The sequence below is a fragment of the Streptococcus rifensis genome, assembly GCF_053203525.1.
Genome location: NZ_JBRUCW010000003.1, coordinates 55,422 through 71,298, shown reverse-complemented (window position 1 = coordinate 71,298; position 15,877 = coordinate 55,422). Strand labels below are relative to the sequence as shown.

Genomic DNA, 15,877 nt, shown 5'->3' with positions numbered 1-15,877 from the left:
TAGAAATTGAAATAAAATGATAGAATTTGGTTGACTTTGAATGATTTTATGGTATAATGAAATCTGTAATCGATTTCAGGAGGGAACCGTTATTCTTAAATCAGAACGAAAGCAATTGATTTTGGAAGCTATCGCTGCTGAAAAAATCGTTACCTTGGAGTATTTAGTGGGCTTATTAAATTCTTCTGAATCAACTGTTAGAAGAGATCTTGATGAGCTTGAAGCAGAACGAAAACTCAGACGTATTCATGGCGGTGCAGAAGCACTGTCTTCTTCAGCTAGTGAATTAAGTAACCTTGAAAAATCTGTCAAAAACGTTCAAGAAAAAATGTTGATTTGTCAAAAAGCTCTAAATTTGATCGATGAAGGCGATGTTGTCTTTATAGATGCTGGGACGACGACAGGTGTTTTAGTTAAAGCGCTCAGTCAAGAACCAGTTGCCAATTTAACGGTGGTGACCAATTCTATCCATCATGCAGCGACGTTTGTCGAACAAGGCATAAAAACCATTATTATTGGTGGTCTTGTTAAGGAACGTACAGATGCTAGTATTGGAGGCTTTGCTCTAGAGCAAATTCAAAGTCTTAACTTTGATAAAGCCTTTATAGGCATGAATGGTGTGGACAAGGAGTACCTTACAACGCCAGATCCTGATGAAGCGACCATCAAAAAGGCCATTATTGCTAATGCTAAGGATACCTTTGTGTTAGCAGATGAGTCTAAACTGGGCCAATTTTCATTTGTTAAAGTTGCCAGTTTAAACCAAGTGACGCTGTTAACGAATCGGACAGAAAAAACAATTCTCCAAGAAATCAAAAAGAAAACGAGGGTGATAGAAGTATGATTTATACAGTCACGCTAAATCCTTCGATTGACTTTATTGTCCGTCTTGATCATGTCGAGACAGGGGCGGTCAATCGGATGACTAGTGATGATAAATATGCCGGTGGTAAAGGCATTAATGTGAGTCGCGTTTTACAACGTCTTGGAATTCCTACCACAGCTACTGGTTATGTTGGTGGATTTACTGGCGATTTTATTGAAAAGGTGCTTCAGTCTGAGGCTATCGAGACAAAGTTTGTCCATGTCGAGGAAGATACACGGATTAACGTTAAAATTAAGGCCGACCAAGAAACAGAGATTAACGGAACAGGCCCTTTCATTTCTGATGATAATTTAAAAGAGCTCGAAGCTATCCTTGTCCAATTATCATCAGCAGATGTTGTGGTTTTTGCTGGATCGGCACCCGCAAATCTTGGCAATGGAGTGTATAAGGACTTAATCGCTAAAACAAGGTCAACTGGAGCTCAAGTGGTCTGTGATTTTGAAGGGCAAACCTTGCTGGATTCGTTAACCTTCTCGCCCTTGCTTGTAAAACCAAACAACCATGAATTAGGAGATATTTTTGGTGTAGAGCTAAACAGTCTCGATGACATTGAGATCTACGCCAGAAAAGTTCTTGAAAAAGGCGCCCAGCATGTTATTATCTCCATGGCTGGGGACGGGGCGCTCTTAGTGACACAAGAAGCTTCTTACTTTGCTAAACCGATCAAAGGAGAAGTCAAAAATTCTGTGGGAGCGGGAGATTCTATGGTGGCCGGTTTCACTGGGAAACTGGTTGAAACTGGTGACGTTCTTGAAGCCTTCAAGTGGGGCGTTGCCTGTGGCACAGCAACCACTTTCTCAGACGATCTAGCGTCGGCTACATTTATTAAGGAAACATATCAAAAAGTTGAGGTAGAAAAACGATGAACATCCAAGATGTATTACGTAAAGATGTGATGTTGCTTGATTTACAAGCAACCGAAAAAGAAGCAGTTATTGATGAAATGATTGCTAAATTAGTAGAAACTGGGGTCGTAACCGACTTTGATGCCTTCAAAGCTGGCATCATGGCGCGTGAAGCCCAAACGTCTACTGGACTTGGTGACGGGATTGCTATGCCACACAGTAAAAATGCGGCTGTCAAGGAAGCGACTGTTCTCTTTGCTAAATCAGCAGCGGGAGTCGATTATGCCAGTCTTGATGGGCAACCGACGGACCTCTTCTTTATGATTGCTGCTCCAGAAGGCGCAAATGACACGCATTTGGCTGCTCTTGCACAATTATCACAGTACTTGATGAAAGATGGCTTTGCTGCTAAATTACGTTCAGCGTCAACAGCAGATGAAGTTCTAAATTTATTTGCTCCTGAGGCAGAAGAAGTTGTTGAAACCCCTGTTGCACCCGTTGTTTCTAACTCAGAGGAGTTTATCGTAGCAGTCACAGCTTGCACAACAGGTATTGCCCATACCTTCATGGCTGAAGAAGCTCTTAAAAAACAAGCTGCTGCAATGGGTGTCGACATTAAAGTCGAAACTAATGGAGCTTCCGGTGTTGGCAATGCCTTAACTGCAGCAGATATTGCAAAAGCTAAAGCGGTTATCGTGGCAGCGGATAAGGCTGTAGAGATGGATCGTTTTGACGGCAAACCTCTTGTTAATCGTCCAGTAGCTGACGGTATCCGTAAAACAGAAGAATTGATCAATCTAGCTTTGTCTGGTGATGCGCCGATCTATAAGGCTGCAGCTGGTAGTAAAGCAGTCGAAAGCGAAGAGAAGACATCCTTCGGTGGTCAAATTTACAAGCACTTGATGAGTGGTGTTTCTCAAATGCTTCCATTTGTTATCGGTGGTGGTATTATGATCGCCATTGCCTTCTTGATTGATAACCTTATGGGAGTGCCTGAAGCTAACCTTGGCAGTCTTGGTTCTTATAATCAGTTGGCAGCTATGTTTAATAGCGTTGGTGGTGCAGCCTTTGGCTTTATGTTACCAGTTCTAGCTGGTTATATTGCCTACTCCATTGCTGAAAAACCAGGTCTAGTATCAGGTTTTGTTGCTGGAGCTATCGCATCAAGTGGTCTTGCCTTTGGTAAAATCCCTTATGCTGGTGCCGCATCAGAGATTCCTGCTGCTGTACCATCAGGTTTCCTTGGAGCCTTGGTTGGTGGTTTCCTAGCAGGTTATGTTGTTCTAGTCATTAAAAAATATGTGAACGTCCCACGTTCCCTTGAAGGCGCTAAGTCCATTCTGATCTTACCACTCCTTGGTGTATTCGCAACAGGATTCCTTATGTTCCTTGTTAACATTCCCATGGCCGCGATCAATACGGCTCTCAATAACTTCTTGACAAGCCTATCTGGTAGCTCAGCTGTTCTTCTCGGTCTCCTTGTCGGAGGTATGATGGCTGTTGATATGGGTGGTCCAGTTAACAAAGCAGCTTATGTCTTTGGTACTGGAACATTAGCAGCGACTGTTGCGTCAGGTGGTTCAGTCGTGATGGCTGCTGTTATGGCTGGTGGTATGGTTCCACCGCTTGCTGTCTTTATTGCAACCCTTCTCTTTAAAGATAAATTCACTAAGGAAGAACGTGACTCTGGATTGACGAACATCATTATGGGCTTGTCATTCATTACAGAAGGAGCTATCCCATTTGGTGCAGCTGATCCAGCTCGTGCTATCCCAAGCTTCATTGTTGGCTCCGCCCTTGCAGGTGGCTTGGTTGGTTTATCTGGCATCAAATTGATGGCGCCACACGGTGGTATTTTCGTTATCGCCTTAACAAGTAATCCAATTCTTTACATCCTGTATGTTTTAATTGGTGCTTTAGTATCAGGTTTCCTCTTTGGTTACCTTCGTAAAGCGAAGTAAGCTAAGGCTTTCATACCAATGAATTAGTTCAAACCTTGCTGATCACGCAGCAAGGTTTTTCTGATCTTTCCTGTAGGAATCAGCTCAAAATATGTTATAATGAAGAGAATGTAAAAGCTAAGAGGTAGAATATGCAAATCAATCGTAAGCAAGAAATTGTTAATCAGTACCATTTTGATGCTCGAAATGCAGAATGGGAAAAGAAAAATGGTGTCCCAAAGACAAAAGTTGAAGTGAATTTCCATCTAGTCAAACAAGACCATGAAGCCAATTCAACGCACTTAGTTGCCGTAGTTCGTTTTATGGTTGTCTTTAAGGATTTTGTGGTTTCTGGAGGGATTTCTCAAGAAAACGAAGTGGTGGGACGTGTTGTTGATCAGCCTGGTGATTATAGTCAAGAAGAAATCCAGGAAATCTCAGCACCCATTTTAGATATGCTTAGACGACTAACCTACGAGGTTACTGAGATTGCCTTTGATGCCCCAGGAATTAAATTAGAATTTTAGGTTATTTTATGAAATTAGCTATTGTAACGGATAATTCAGCACATATGTCTAATGAGGTTATACAAGACGAAGACGTTTATGTATTAAAGATTCCAGTTGCTATTGACGGAAAGTCTTATATTGAGGGAGAGAATCTAACCGTCTCGGAATTTTATCAAAAAATGGCCCAGTCTGAAGATTTACCCAAAACCAGTCAACCAAGTATTGCTGAACTGGACCAATTGCTAAAAGAATTGTCTCAAAAAGGGTATTCCCATGTTCTTGGACTATTCTTATCGAGTGGTATCTCTGGCTTTTGGCAAAATATTCAGTTTTTACCAGATGAGTATCCTGAGATGACGGTTGCCTTTCCAGATACAAAAATCACGTCAGCTCCTCTTGGGATGATGGTTGGTCAAGTTCTGTCTCAGAGCAAGGCTGGTCTTTCTTTTGACGATATTATGGTCAAACTTGAACCATTGATCGAAAAAACACATGCCTTTATCATGGTTGATGATCTGAACCACCTGGTTAAAGGTGGACGGTTGTCAAATGGTTCAGCCCTGTTGGGAAATCTCCTTAAGATTAAGCCAATTCTTTATTTTAACGAGGGATCGATTGAAGTTTATGAGAAAGTTAGAACTGAAAAGAAAGCTATTAAGCGCTTAATTGAAATACTAGATGAGAAGACAGCTGATAATAATTACCATGTTGTCATTATCCATGCTAATTGCCCTGAAAAAGCTGAAAGCTTTAAAACCCTTTTAGTTGAAAACGGCCTTGGCAGTGATTTGGCCATTGCACCATTTGGAGCGGTCATTGGGACACATCTCGGTGAAGGCGCTATAGCCTTTGGGATTTCACCTAAAGTTGCATAGAAAGATGGTATCAGACCAGAGTACAGAACGGAAAGAGAGGAATGTCATGTCCATCAAAGTCATTATTGCAGGATTTAAGGGAAAAATGGGACAAGCAGCCCATAAAATGGTTTTAGAAGATGAAGCCTTAGAGTTGGTGGGCTTAGTTGATCCCTTTGCAACAGAGAAAAATGTGGCTGGTGTTCCAGTTTTTACTGATAAATCTGAGTTAAGTTCTCTGGAAGCGGATGTCTGGGTCGATTTTACGACCCCAGCGGTGGCTTATGAGAATACTAAATTTGCCTTGGAAAGTGGCTTTGCACCTGTTGTTGGGACAACGGGGTTCACGCCTGAGCAAATTGATGACCTTAAAACCTTATCGGCCAGCAAGGGATTGGGCGGTTTAATTGCTCCAAACTTTGCTATCGGAGCCATTTTGCTCATGCAATTCGCAGCTCAAGCAGCCAAATACCTTCCAAATGTGGAAATCATTGAATTGCACCATGACAATAAAAAAGATGCTCCTAGTGGAACAGCCATTAAAACGGCTGAATTAATTTCGGAAACTCGGCAAAGTCTAAAACAAGGAGCAGCTGATGAAGAAGAATTATTAGCTGGTGCACGTGGAGCTGAAGTTGATGGCATGCGCATTCATTCGGTTCGCTTACCAGGCTTGGTTGCTCATCAGGAAGTTATTTTTGGCGCTCAAGGTGAAGGTCTCACACTTCGTCATGATTCTTATGACCGCATATCCTTTATGAGTGGGGTCAATCTTGGAATTAAAGAAGTTGTTAAGCGTCAGCAATTGGTTTATGGATTGGAACAGTTATTATGAAATTAAGCAACTTGCCTTCTGAATTTCAGGAGGCATTGCCCATTTTAGAAAAAATAAAAGCTGCAGGATTTGAAGCGTATTTTGTTGGCGGATCGGTGCGCGACGCGATTCTCGGCCGGCCTATTCATGATATTGATATTGCAACCTCAAGCTATCCAGAAGAAACCAAGTCAATCTTTCCAAAAACGATAGATGTGGGGATTGAGCATGGAACAGTTTTGGTACTAGAAGGTGGTCATGAATACGAAATTACGACCTTTAGGACGGAAGAGGTTTATGTCGATTACCGTAGACCGTCAGCCGTTCATTTCGTGCGCTCGCTGGAAGAAGACTTAAAACGTCGCGATTTCACGGTAAACGCTTTTGCTCTTGATGACCAAGCACAGGTGATAGATCTTTTTGGAGGACTGGAGGATCTAGCTAGGAGACAACTCAGAGCTGTTGGGAATCCTAGCGAACGCTTTAAAGAGGATGCCCTGCGTATCATGAGGGGCTTCCGCTTTGTGGCTAATCTTAATTTTGAGATAGATTTGCAAACCTTTAAAGCCATGAGAGACCATGCCCATCTACTGGAAAAAATATCTGTCGAACGCTCTTTTGTTGAGTTTGATAAGCTTCTCACGGGCCCTTCTTGGCAGAAGGGGTTAAACCTCTTGGTTGATAGCGGAGCTCATAACTACTTACCAGGTCTAAAAGGACTAGAGGAGGAAATTTATTCTTTCTGTCATAGTTTGGCTAAGGATTATCAGTTTTTGCAATCAGAACAGGCCTGGGCTGCATTTTTACATCATTTAGCAATTCCTAATGTGAAAAGTTTTTTAAAAGGTTGGAAAACCTCTGGTCAATTTCAAAAAGATGTTGAGAAATTAGTTCAAATCCTGAATTTAAGGGAGAAAGGTTGCCTAACCAAGCAAGATTGTTACCGCTATGGGGCATCCTTTTTGAGAATTACTGAAGAACTTCGCAAGGCAAAAGGATTAGATAGTGATTTTAAACGCATCGATCAGCTGGATAAATCTCTGGTTATTCATAGTAAAAAAGATATGGTTGTCTCTGGAAGGACATTAATGACCGAGCTTGGTATGAAACCTGGACCGGAAATCGGTCAACTGCTTGAAAAGATTGAAGCGGCAATTGTAGATGGAAAAATAGCAAATGACAAGGACGCTATTTTTCGAGTGATTAGAGAAGGAGAATGTGATGAGTGATTTTATCGCAGAAAAACTGACAAAATCTGTAGGAGATAAAACAGTTTTTGAGAATATCTCATTTATTATTCACCCTGAAGACCGAATCGGAATTATTGGTGTTAACGGAACTGGAAAAACGACCCTTTTAGATGTTATTTCTGGTCGACTTGGATTTGATGGCGATACGAGTCCATTTTCTAGGAAAAATGATTATAAAATAGCTTATTTAACTCAAAATCCAATTTTTGATGACACAAAAACTATTTTAGATACCGTTTTATCCGATAACCTTCCTGAAATGCGTTTGATCAAGCGATATGAGCAATTACTAGAAAACTACGATGACAGCCAGCAGGATGAACTGAATCATCTAATGACTCAGATGGACGCTAGCAATGCTTGGGAAATTGAGAGTCAAGTAAAAACAGTTCTGCATAAACTCGGATTAACAGACCTGCATCGCTTGGTTGGTGATTTATCAGGAGGCTTACGACGTCGGGTTCAGTTAGCACAAGTTCTACTGGGACGAGAAGAGTTGCTTTTGCTCGATGAGCCCACAAACCATTTGGATATTGAAACCATCGAGTGGTTGACCAATTTTCTCAAAACAGAAAAACGAACGGTACTGTTTATCACTCATGACCGTTATTTCTTAGATCATTTGGCAACGAGAATCTTTGAGCTTGATAAGGCGAAGCTAGTCGAATATCAAGGAAATTATCAGGATTATGTTCGACTTAAAGCAGAGCAAGATCAACGAGATGCTGCCCTTCGTCATAAGCAAAGTCAACTTTACAAACAAGAATTAGAGTGGATGCGCCGCCAACCACAGGCGCGTGCGACAAAACAGCAAGCAAGGATCAATCGCTTTCACGATTTAAAAGGGGAACTTTCGAACTTTTCAGAGTCTGCAGAGCTTGATATCAACTTTCAGACCAGCCGTATTGGAAAAAAAGTCGTCAAATTTGATGACGTGAGTTTTTCCTATCCTAATTTACCAATTCTTAGTCACTTTAATCTCCTTATTCAAAATAGAGATCGTATTGGTATTGTAGGAGAAAACGGGCGAGGCAAATCAACTTTACTCAACCTCATTGCTGGTCAGCTTAATCCTGACTCAGGGGTTGTTGAGAGGGGAGCGACGGTTAAAATTGGCTATTTTTCGCAACAAATCACTGGTCTTGATACCAGCAAACGAGTTATTAATTACTTGCAGGAAGTAGCTGAAGAAGCCCAAACGAATTCTGGTCAGATTTCTATTGCAGAACTTCTAGAGCAGTTTTTATTTCCAAGGAATACCCATGGTACCTTAATTGAAAAATTATCCGGTGGCGAGCAAAAGCGCCTGTTCTTGCTTAAAATTTTATTGCAACAGCCTAATGTGCTCTTATTGGATGAACCCACTAATGATTTAGACATTGCCACCTTAACGGTTCTTGAACAATTTCTGGAACAATTTTCTGGTCCAGTTATTACCGTTAGTCATGACCGCTATTTTTTGGATAAAGTCGCCAACAAGATTCTTTCCTTTGAAGCTGATGGCATTGTGACTTTTTATGGGAATTATACGGACTATTTAGACGAGAAAAAGTTTTTAGCGGATCAAGCACAGGAAAGAGAGAAGTCCGTTCTTAAAGAGACCACAGTAGGAACAAAAGTTAAACCTGAACGTGCTAGGCGAATGACCTATCAAGAAAGACAGGAATGGGAAGGCATCGAAGCTGAAATAGAAACGTTAGAGGAATCCATATCAGCTCTAGAATCGAAGATGCTAGAACATTCCAGTGATTATGGTAAATTAGCTGAGCTTCAGCGTGAGCTTGAAACTTCCAATGATTTACTCTTAGAAAAGTATGAACGCTATGACTACTTGAGCGACCTTCAATAAGGAGAAAGAATGAAACAAGGATTAGTTCTCTTTGTCAGTATTTATTTGTTGGTAACCTTTGGTGAGAGCCTTTGGCGCTGGCATCAAAAACGGTATAACGTTGTTTTTGGTGGACTTGGTATGATCCTTAGCGGTCTGTTATTGCTGGTGACTTGGTCTTATGCTAAGGCCTATAGTGATTGGCAGATATCGCTTTATGCCCTAGGGTTTATGGTGCTTGGTAGTTTGCCACAACTTTATGAATTTCGTCACCATCACCCACTCACGGTTAAACGGCATTTTCTCCAGTTCACTTGGCATATTGCACTTCTCTTTTTACTCTATCTTTTAGGACAAAAGTGAGTAAAACTTTTTTTAAAAACATGCAAGCCTTTGCATAAAGTGGTATAATAGAATGAAAATGAAATGAAGGAGAGACGTATGAGTCAGAAAATTATAGGGATTGACCTTGGAGGGACATCGATTAAATTTGCCATTTTATCAAAAGATGGTGAAGTTCAAGATAAGTGGTCTATTGGCACTAATATTTTAGATGAAGGTTCTCATATTGTCCCTGATATCATTGCTTCTTTAAAGCAACGGATGGATTCTCTTGGTTTAACCAAGGATGATTTCTTAGGCATTGGTATGGGATCTCCTGGAGCCATCAATCATGAAATGGGTACAGTAGTTGGAGCTTATAATCTTAATTGGAAGACAGTGCAACCTGTTAAAGAACAAATCGAAACAGCTCTTGGAATTCCATTTTTTATCGATAATGACGCCAATGTGGCTGCTTTAGGTGAAAAGTGGAAAGGTGCAGGAGAAAATGACCCAGATGTCGTCTTTGTTACTTTAGGAACTGGAGTCGGGGGCGGAGTCGTTGCTGGAGGCAATTTGATACATGGCGCTGGAGGTGCCGGTGGCGAAATTGGCCACATGGTGGTTGATTTTGACCAACCGATCAGATGTACCTGTGGCAAGCTTGGTTGCTTAGAGACAGTCACATCCGCAACTGGTATTGTTAACCTTGCTCGTCGTTATGCTCAAGTTTATGCGGGGGAGTCTAAACTCAAACAATTGATTGACAATGGGGATGACGTCTCTGCTAAAGTTATATTTGATTTGGCAAAGGCTGGTGATGATTTAGGACAAATAGTGTACGATAACTTTTCCCGTTATTTAGGGATTGCTTGTGCTAACATTGCTTGTCTTCTCAACCCATCAGCAATTGTCATCGGTGGAGGTGTATCTGCAGCCGGTGATTTCTTGCTCAATGGACTCGATGAGGTATATAAGGAAAATGTCTTCCCTCAAATTGTTGGCTCAACCAAGATAAAATTAGCTCAGTTGGGGAATGACGCAGGTATCATAGGTGCAGCATCATTGGTTCTTTGAGAGATTTAAGAATCGCTAATTAAGCAGGTCGAGGCCTGCTTTTTTCTGAATGATGGAGGTTTATATTGGCTGAAAAAGAATTTTTAAAAGCAATGCAAAAAATTTTGGCCATTGCAAACACAGGGCTATTTTACAGCAGCAATCCTTTTGATCAAGAGAGATATCAATCTATTCGTAGGGAAGTGAAAGAAATCTTGAAATCAACCACAGCGCTATCAGAACCGGAACTTACCAACCTTATGAGACCGACCAAGTCTTATGAAACGCCTCTAGTGGATGTGCGTGCTTTCATTTTAAAAGAGGGCAAGGTTTGTCTGGTTAAAGACCGATTGTCCAGTGGCACCTGGGCCTTACCTGGAGGGTTTGCTGAAGTTGGATTAAGTCCGACAGAGAATGTCATTAAAGAGGTCCTAGAAGAAACGGGATACACTGTTTCAGTCAAGCAACTTCTTGCTATATTTGACAGCAATCAGGACCCTCAACAGATACAGTCTAAACACTACTATAAACTGACATTTTGGTGTCAAATGGAAAGTGGAACATTTGAACCTAACGAGGAAATCAGTGAACTGGCTTTCTTCGATCTTGACCATTTACCGCCTCTCTCTGTTAAAAGGACCACAGAGCATCAGATTAGATATTGTTACTATATGGTCCAGTCGATGGTAGATAATCAAGAGAACGATATAACATAAGACTGGGACATTTTTCCCAGTTTTTTTGCTATAAACATGAGGTTAAAAGATCTCTGTCATGTTGAAATGTCACTCATGTGGTTTGTAATGGAAAATCAGTGATTTTTTAAGGTAGGGTTGATCATATTTAACGGCTAGTTTGTAGAGCCAATTGAGCAAGCGCCTAGCTTTAATCTTGCCAGCCATCAAGTCGGTTTTGGCCTTGAGGTAGCTGGTTTTTTCCTTGTCAGTAGCTTTTTTCTTAAAATACCCCCAAATATGATCTATAGCGTTTATCTGGTAGCGGTCAAGTGGTGGTTCAGTCAAACATTCCTCTATTAAGCTATAGAACTCTAGCACTGGGAACTGGGTTTTGTTTTTCAGCAGTTGGCGAATTGCTTGGTAATGTTTGGGAGAGTAGTAGAGGATTAGGTATTTGTAAGCTGCCCATTCTTTTTCAAGTAGGCGAATATCTTGAAGGTCAGGATGCGTTGCGAGTGTGCACTTGACTGCAGATAAATTTTTGTCCTTGACTTCGAGCATAATGTCTACGTCGTAGTCGGATATGCTGTTGTAAAAGTCCAGAAATGCTTCAAGATAGATAGTTTGCGTATGGGCCCCGATACGAGCGTTTGCCCGTTGCTGGGAATAATGGATTTTTGGCTTGCCGTCTTCCGCTTTCCAGGTTTTAACTACTTGCTCTAACCAGTCAGCATCGGATAAGTTAGGATCGCTGAGATTAGACGCATTATGAAGGTTATCGTAAACGACAGGAGCACCTGTTGCTTGACTGATGGCTAGAGCATCCGAAATGGTGTAGAGGCGGTCATCGTTTTCAATGATGAGACGTTCTTTAATACGGTTTGATAACGTTTGATAGACCTCAATAAAACGCAACATTGCAACATCCTTATCACCATAGACACCACCAATATGAAGAACCATTTTGTGGGTGCGGTCTAACCCAAGAGCCTCCATAAAACGCGCGTGATAGTTCAGTTCAGCGATGCTTCGAGAAACGACAGCAGGATCAGGGGAGTTCAATACTGTATATTGACCAGGATGCATGGACAACCGTAGCTGGTACTTGCTTATTTTACGCCCAAGTCTTGCAAAGGTCTCAGCAAATTCAGAAACCCAATCCAGGGTATTAACCTCACGATCAGACCCAAATGGAATGATATCGGAACTCATGCGAAACATCTGAATGTGGTGTTTGATGTTATAGTCAAGCATTCGATTTAAAGCCGTCAAATTATGAGTGATAATATCCCTTAAAGCATCGGGTGTAGCGTTGGCTTTTCGCAAGGTTCTTATCTTGCTATCAGGTAAACTTTCATTGAGGCAGGCATAGCCAATCATAAGGTTCTCCTAGGCAGTGTTTTTCTTTATTTTACCCTAAAATCTTTCATCTGCAAGAAAAACTTTTCTTAGGGGTTTTTGCTTGCAAAAAAGGGGCAAGTGTAGTAAAATAGTGGAGTTGACTTAATGCACTTCTGTGCAACCGCACGATTGCCGTTTTAAGCAGGGAAACCTCACGGTACTAGGCGAGTCTTCACAAGGAGAACTTTCTCCAAAAAAATCTTTATAGGAGGTGCATCATGAGCACATACGCAATTATCAAAACTGGCGGTAAACAAGTTAAAGTTGAAGCTGGTCAAGCAATCTACGTTGAAAAATTGGACGTTGAAGCAGGTCAAGAAGTGACCTTTAACGAAGTTGTTCTTGTAGGTGGTGACAAAACAGTTGTTGGTAAACCACTTGTAGAAGGCGCAACAGTTGTTGGTACGGTTGAAAAACAAGGCAAGCAAAAGAAAGTTGTTACTTTCAAATACAAGCCTAAAAAAGGTAGCCACCGCAAACAAGGTCACCGTCAGCCATACACAAAAGTTGTTATCAACGCTATCAACGCTTAATTTTAGGTTAAACGCATGATTCTAGCCCAATTCACCCGTCAGCCTGACGGCAAACTGCAACACGTTCAAATCAGTGGTCATGCAGGAAGTGGACCTTATGGCTACGACATCGTGTGTGCAGCGGTCTCAACCCTGAGCATCAATTTTATCAATGCTTTGATAGAACTGTGCCAGATAGAGCCCCAAGTCGAAATTAACGAGATAGATGGTGGGTTTCTGTCAGTGACGCTTCCTCGTCATCTGAATGACCCGACTAGCGAGAAGGTTCAGCTCTTGTTTGAGGCATTCTTGCTAGGTATGACAAACCTGAATGACAATTCATCGGAATTCGTCCAAACTCAGGTCAAACAATAACTCAACGGAGGAAAAACTAATGATTCAATTAAATCTTGCTAACTTGCAATTATTCGCCCACAAAAAAGGTGGCGGTTCAACATCAAACGGTCGTGACTCACAAGCAAAACGCCTTGGCGCTAAAGCTGCTGATGGTCAAACAGTATCAGGTGGTTCAATCCTTTACCGCCAACGTGGTACTAAAATCCATCCAGGTGTAAACGTTGGCCGTGGTGGAGATGACACACTTTTCGCTAAAGTTGAAGGTGTTGTTCGTTTCGAACGTAAAGGTCGCGATAAGAAACAAGTTTCTGTTTACCCAATTGCGAAATAATCATGACGAGTCTGCTTCGGCAGGCTTTTTTGATGTTTTGGAATCATTGTGTTATCCTATGGGTATCTTATAGCTATAGTAGAGGAGATAGTGATGATTTATAATCAGTTTAATCAACCAATAGGTGAGTCTTTATTAGATGATTCTGCCGGAAAACCAGTAGATTTATCCCTTTTAACAGGGCGATATTGCACTGTTGAAAAATTAAACGTTGAAGCTCATATTGAGGATTTGGCCGCTTTTTATGTTCATGCTCCTGTGGAAGAGGACTGGACTTATTTGCCCCTGGCACCTTTTGATAATCTTGAGAAGTTTAGAGCCTATCTTGAAGAATGTGAGACATCTGAAGATCCCTATTATCTAGTCATTCGTGATAATAACAGTCAAAAAGCTATAGGCATGTTCTCCCTTTTAAATTATTACTTTAAAAATCGTTCTCTTGAGATGGGATGGGTGGTCTATTCCAGAGCTTTACAAGGTAGTCGAATAGCGACTGAAGCACAGTATTTAGCCATGAAGTATGTTTTTGAAGACCTTGATGCTCGTCGTTACGAGTGGAAGTGTGATAGTCTGAATGAGCGATCCCAAAAAGCGGCAAAACGCTTAGGATTTCAGTATGAAGGAACTTTTCGTCAGCATTCCATTTACAAAGGCAGGACACGGGATACCTCTTGGTTTTCAATTGTCGACAGTGAATGGCCTGTCTTAAAACATCGGTTTGAGGGCTGGCTGGCACCAGATAATTTTGAGATTAACGGTATTCAGAAAAAATCCCTTAATCAGTTTTAAGCTAAAAGACCATGTGCGTTGATTGCACATGGTCTTATATGTTTTTGGAAATGCATCGTAGACCCTTTTGAGAAACTTTTAATAATTTCCATAAGTGTCAGTAAATCTACTTTGGTTTGTCGTTGCCGACTCGTTTTTATTCTCTTGCTAAATCCCAGCGCTTACTGAGAAAACGGGAGAAGCTTGAAATGCCAAAGTTAATGACAAAGTAGATCAAAGCGATAGTGACATAAAGCGTAAAAACAGCTGTCGTTTCAAAGTTACGTCCCATCAAGATCTGACTGGCTCCAAAGAGTTCCTGAAGTGCAATAACAGAGTAGAGAAGACTGGTATCTTTGATGACGGTCACAAACTGTGAAATCATGGCAGGTAGCATTTTACGTAAAGCTTGTGGCAAGATAATGTATTGCATGATTTGCAATTGGGTGAACCCTTGCGCTTGACCAGCCTCTGTTTGGCCATGGTCGATAGCATTCAAGCCACCACGAATGATTTCAGCTAGGGCAGCAGATGTAAAGACGGTGAAGGCTGTTACACCAGCTTGAGTTGATTTCAATTGGAAAACCAAGAAAATGGTGAAAATCCAAAGGAGGTTTGGCACATTGCGGACAAACTCAATATAGATGGATGAAATCCATTTTAGGATTTTATTTTTGCTATTACGCATTACCGCAAGCACCGTTCCAATCACTGTGGAAAGGATAATGATGATAAAGGAAAGCTTTAAAGTTAACCAAAGACCTTTCATTAAAAAGGCAATATTGGTGGGTGTCAGCACATTTAAAATATCTTGAATCATAACTGACCTCCTTAATAAGCGTTTTTATTTTTTTCTTCCCAACGACGGGCAAGCGTAGCCAGTGGGAAGCAAAGAATGAAGTAGAGAATCGCTGCGGTTACAAATGGTGGCACGTAGTTGGCATTAACGGCTGACCAGTGTTTGGTCACAAACATAATGTCAATACCTCCGATAATGGCAACTGTAGACGTGTTTTTGATAAGGTTTACAACCTGGTTTGCAAGGGGTGGTAGAATTGTTCGAATAGCCTGCGGAATAATAATGTAGCGCATGCTCTCGGTATAAGTAAACCCTTGAGACTGAGCCGCTTCCATCTGTCCTTTTGGTACGGCCAAAATACCAGTTCGAAAGACTTCAGCGATATAAGCCCCGTGGTAGAGTCCTACACAGATAACGGCTGTCCAATAGATAGAAGGCATCAGTGTGAAATTTGAAATCAAGGGGAATCCATAATAGATAATTACAAATTGCACTAATAATGGTGTGTTTTGATAAAATTCGACATAAACTCGAGAAATAGCCTTGAGCCATTTGTTTTTACTAGTAGCCATCATGGCAAACAAGATACCGAGTATCATGGCGCACAGGAGGGCGCCAATGGAAATGGCGATTGTAAAGAGAAATCCTTGAGCAAACAGTGGCCAGTCTTTCAGAAAGTCAGCCCAAAGTTCAGCTGAAAATAAATTTGATAGCATGATTGAGCTCCTT

The 15,877-nt window shown here is 41.3% G+C and carries 18 protein-coding genes and 1 other annotated feature; of the genes, 15 read left to right on the top strand and 3 right to left on the bottom strand.

The features are described 5' to 3' along the window. The first annotated feature begins 40 nt into the window (after positions 1-40). From ACVRYP_RS02605 to ACVRYP_RS02555, 11 genes are all read left to right on the top strand, one after another. On the top strand, positions 41-844 hold the full coding sequence (locus tag ACVRYP_RS02605) for a DeoR/GlpR family DNA-binding transcription regulator (RefSeq protein ID WP_447467218.1): 804 nt from the start codon (positions 41-43) through the stop codon (positions 842-844). Further along, on the top strand, positions 841-1,752 hold the full coding sequence (gene pfkB / locus ACVRYP_RS02600) for a 1-phosphofructokinase (RefSeq protein WP_447467217.1): 912 nt from the start codon (positions 841-843) through the stop codon (positions 1,750-1,752). The genes ACVRYP_RS02605 and pfkB overlap by 4 nt, the downstream gene beginning before the upstream one ends. Beyond that, on the top strand, positions 1,749-3,692 hold the full coding sequence (locus ACVRYP_RS02595; RefSeq protein WP_447467216.1) for a PTS fructose transporter subunit IIABC: 1,944 nt from the start codon (positions 1,749-1,751) through the stop codon (positions 3,690-3,692). The genes pfkB and ACVRYP_RS02595 overlap by 4 nt, the downstream gene beginning before the upstream one ends. 131 nt (positions 3,693-3,823) lie before the next feature. Beyond that, positions 3,824-4,198, top strand: coding sequence for a DUF1149 family protein (locus ACVRYP_RS02590; RefSeq protein WP_447467215.1), 375 nt, complete (start codon positions 3,824-3,826; stop codon positions 4,196-4,198). Between the two features lie 8 nt (positions 4,199-4,206). Next, positions 4,207-5,055: a fatty acid kinase binding subunit FakB gene (gene fakB, locus ACVRYP_RS02585; protein ID WP_447467214.1), complete on the top strand. Its 849-nt coding sequence runs from the start codon at positions 4,207-4,209 to the stop codon at positions 5,053-5,055. A gap of 46 nt (positions 5,056-5,101) precedes the next feature. Next, on the top strand, positions 5,102-5,869 hold the full coding sequence (gene dapB, locus ACVRYP_RS02580; RefSeq protein ID WP_447467213.1) for a 4-hydroxy-tetrahydrodipicolinate reductase: 768 nt from the start codon (positions 5,102-5,104) through the stop codon (positions 5,867-5,869). Continuing rightward, positions 5,866-7,077 carry a CCA tRNA nucleotidyltransferase gene (locus tag ACVRYP_RS02575; protein ID WP_447467212.1) on the top strand — a complete coding sequence of 404 codons (1,212 nt, stop codon included), beginning with the start codon at positions 5,866-5,868 and terminating at the stop codon, positions 7,075-7,077. The genes dapB and ACVRYP_RS02575 overlap by 4 nt, the downstream gene beginning before the upstream one ends. After that, on the top strand, positions 7,070-8,947 hold the full coding sequence (locus tag ACVRYP_RS02570; protein ID WP_447467211.1) for an ABC-F family ATP-binding cassette domain-containing protein: 1,878 nt from the start codon (positions 7,070-7,072) through the stop codon (positions 8,945-8,947). Before ACVRYP_RS02575 ends, ACVRYP_RS02570 begins: the two co-directional genes overlap by 8 nt. Positions 8,948-8,956: 9 nt before the next feature. Beyond that, on the top strand, positions 8,957-9,289 hold the full coding sequence (locus ACVRYP_RS02565; RefSeq protein WP_447467210.1) for a hypothetical protein: 333 nt from the start codon (positions 8,957-8,959) through the stop codon (positions 9,287-9,289). A gap of 78 nt (positions 9,290-9,367) precedes the next feature. After that, entirely contained in the window at positions 9,368-10,324 is a 957-nt protein-coding gene (locus ACVRYP_RS02560; RefSeq protein WP_447467209.1) for an ROK family glucokinase, read from the top strand. A 65-nt stretch (positions 10,325-10,389) separates the two neighbouring features. After that, on the top strand, positions 10,390-11,019 hold the full coding sequence (locus tag ACVRYP_RS02555; protein WP_447467208.1) for an NUDIX hydrolase: 630 nt from the start codon (positions 10,390-10,392) through the stop codon (positions 11,017-11,019). A gap of 69 nt (positions 11,020-11,088) precedes the next feature. On the opposite strand, the gene uvsE is transcribed toward ACVRYP_RS02555, so the two are convergent. Then, positions 11,089-12,360 (bottom strand): UV DNA damage repair endonuclease UvsE, encoded by a 1,272-nt coding sequence (gene uvsE / locus ACVRYP_RS02550; protein ID WP_447467207.1) that lies wholly within the window; start codon positions 12,358-12,360, stop codon positions 11,089-11,091. Positions 12,361-12,490: 130 nt separating this feature from the next. Further along, positions 12,491-12,563 (top strand) — a sequence feature (ribosomal protein L21 leader region). A gap of 36 nt (positions 12,564-12,599) precedes the next feature. Here uvsE and rplU point away from each other — a divergent pair. The 4 genes from rplU (at position 12,600) to ACVRYP_RS02530 (ending at position 14,370) form a co-directional block, all read left to right on the top strand. Continuing rightward, a complete protein-coding gene (gene rplU / locus ACVRYP_RS02545) occupies positions 12,600-12,914 on the top strand; it encodes a 50S ribosomal protein L21 (protein ID WP_447467206.1) in 315 nt (104 codons plus the stop codon). A gap of 15 nt (positions 12,915-12,929) precedes the next feature. Beyond that, positions 12,930-13,268 (top strand): ribosomal-processing cysteine protease Prp, encoded by a 339-nt coding sequence (locus ACVRYP_RS02540; RefSeq protein WP_447467205.1) that lies wholly within the window; start codon positions 12,930-12,932, stop codon positions 13,266-13,268. 19 nt (positions 13,269-13,287) lie between these two features. Then, entirely contained in the window at positions 13,288-13,581 is a 294-nt protein-coding gene (gene rpmA, locus ACVRYP_RS02535; RefSeq protein WP_307122645.1) for a 50S ribosomal protein L27, read from the top strand. Between the two features lie 93 nt (positions 13,582-13,674). Further along, positions 13,675-14,370: a GNAT family N-acetyltransferase gene (locus tag ACVRYP_RS02530; RefSeq protein WP_447467204.1), complete on the top strand. Its 696-nt coding sequence runs from the start codon at positions 13,675-13,677 to the stop codon at positions 14,368-14,370. Positions 14,371-14,506: 136 nt separating this feature from the next. On the opposite strand, the gene ACVRYP_RS02525 is transcribed toward ACVRYP_RS02530, so the two are convergent. Both ACVRYP_RS02525 and ACVRYP_RS02520 read right to left on the bottom strand, forming a co-directional pair. After that, entirely contained in the window at positions 14,507-15,169 is a 663-nt protein-coding gene (locus tag ACVRYP_RS02525; RefSeq protein WP_447467203.1) for an amino acid ABC transporter permease, read from the bottom strand. Positions 15,170-15,180: 11 nt separating this feature from the next. Continuing rightward, the gene (locus tag ACVRYP_RS02520) at positions 15,181-15,864 is read right to left on the bottom strand and encodes an amino acid ABC transporter permease (RefSeq protein WP_447467202.1); all 684 of its coding nucleotides are present in this window, start codon (positions 15,862-15,864) and stop codon (positions 15,181-15,183) included. Positions 15,865-15,877 lie beyond the last annotated feature (13 nt).

Coding starts and splice junctions, on each gene's coding strand:
- fakB (WP_447467214.1), top strand. CDS start 4,207: ATGAAATTAGCTATTGTAACGGATAATTCAGCACATATGTCTAATGAG.
- uvsE (WP_447467207.1), bottom strand. CDS start 12,360: ATGATTGGCTATGCCTGCCTCAATGAAAGTTTACCTGATAGCAAGATA.
- ACVRYP_RS02540 (WP_447467205.1), top strand. CDS start 12,930: ATGATTCTAGCCCAATTCACCCGTCAGCCTGACGGCAAACTGCAACAC.
- ACVRYP_RS02530 (WP_447467204.1), top strand. CDS start 13,675: ATGATTTATAATCAGTTTAATCAACCAATAGGTGAGTCTTTATTAGAT.
- rplU (WP_447467206.1), top strand. CDS start 12,600: ATGAGCACATACGCAATTATCAAAACTGGCGGTAAACAAGTTAAAGTT.
- ACVRYP_RS02560 (WP_447467209.1), top strand. CDS start 9,368: ATGAGTCAGAAAATTATAGGGATTGACCTTGGAGGGACATCGATTAAA.
- ACVRYP_RS02520 (WP_447467202.1), bottom strand. CDS start 15,864: ATGCTATCAAATTTATTTTCAGCTGAACTTTGGGCTGACTTTCTGAAA.
- rpmA (WP_307122645.1), top strand. CDS start 13,288: ATGATTCAATTAAATCTTGCTAACTTGCAATTATTCGCCCACAAAAAA.
- dapB (WP_447467213.1), top strand. CDS start 5,102: ATGTCCATCAAAGTCATTATTGCAGGATTTAAGGGAAAAATGGGACAA.
- ACVRYP_RS02570 (WP_447467211.1), top strand. CDS start 7,070: ATGAGTGATTTTATCGCAGAAAAACTGACAAAATCTGTAGGAGATAAA.
- ACVRYP_RS02575 (WP_447467212.1), top strand. CDS start 5,866: ATGAAATTAAGCAACTTGCCTTCTGAATTTCAGGAGGCATTGCCCATT.
- ACVRYP_RS02595 (WP_447467216.1), top strand. CDS start 1,749: ATGAACATCCAAGATGTATTACGTAAAGATGTGATGTTGCTTGATTTA.
- ACVRYP_RS02605 (WP_447467218.1), top strand. CDS start 41: ATGATTTTATGGTATAATGAAATCTGTAATCGATTTCAGGAGGGAACC.
- ACVRYP_RS02525 (WP_447467203.1), bottom strand. CDS start 15,169: ATGATTCAAGATATTTTAAATGTGCTGACACCCACCAATATTGCCTTT.
- ACVRYP_RS02565 (WP_447467210.1), top strand. CDS start 8,957: ATGAAACAAGGATTAGTTCTCTTTGTCAGTATTTATTTGTTGGTAACC.
- ACVRYP_RS02590 (WP_447467215.1), top strand. CDS start 3,824: ATGCAAATCAATCGTAAGCAAGAAATTGTTAATCAGTACCATTTTGAT.
- pfkB (WP_447467217.1), top strand. CDS start 841: ATGATTTATACAGTCACGCTAAATCCTTCGATTGACTTTATTGTCCGT.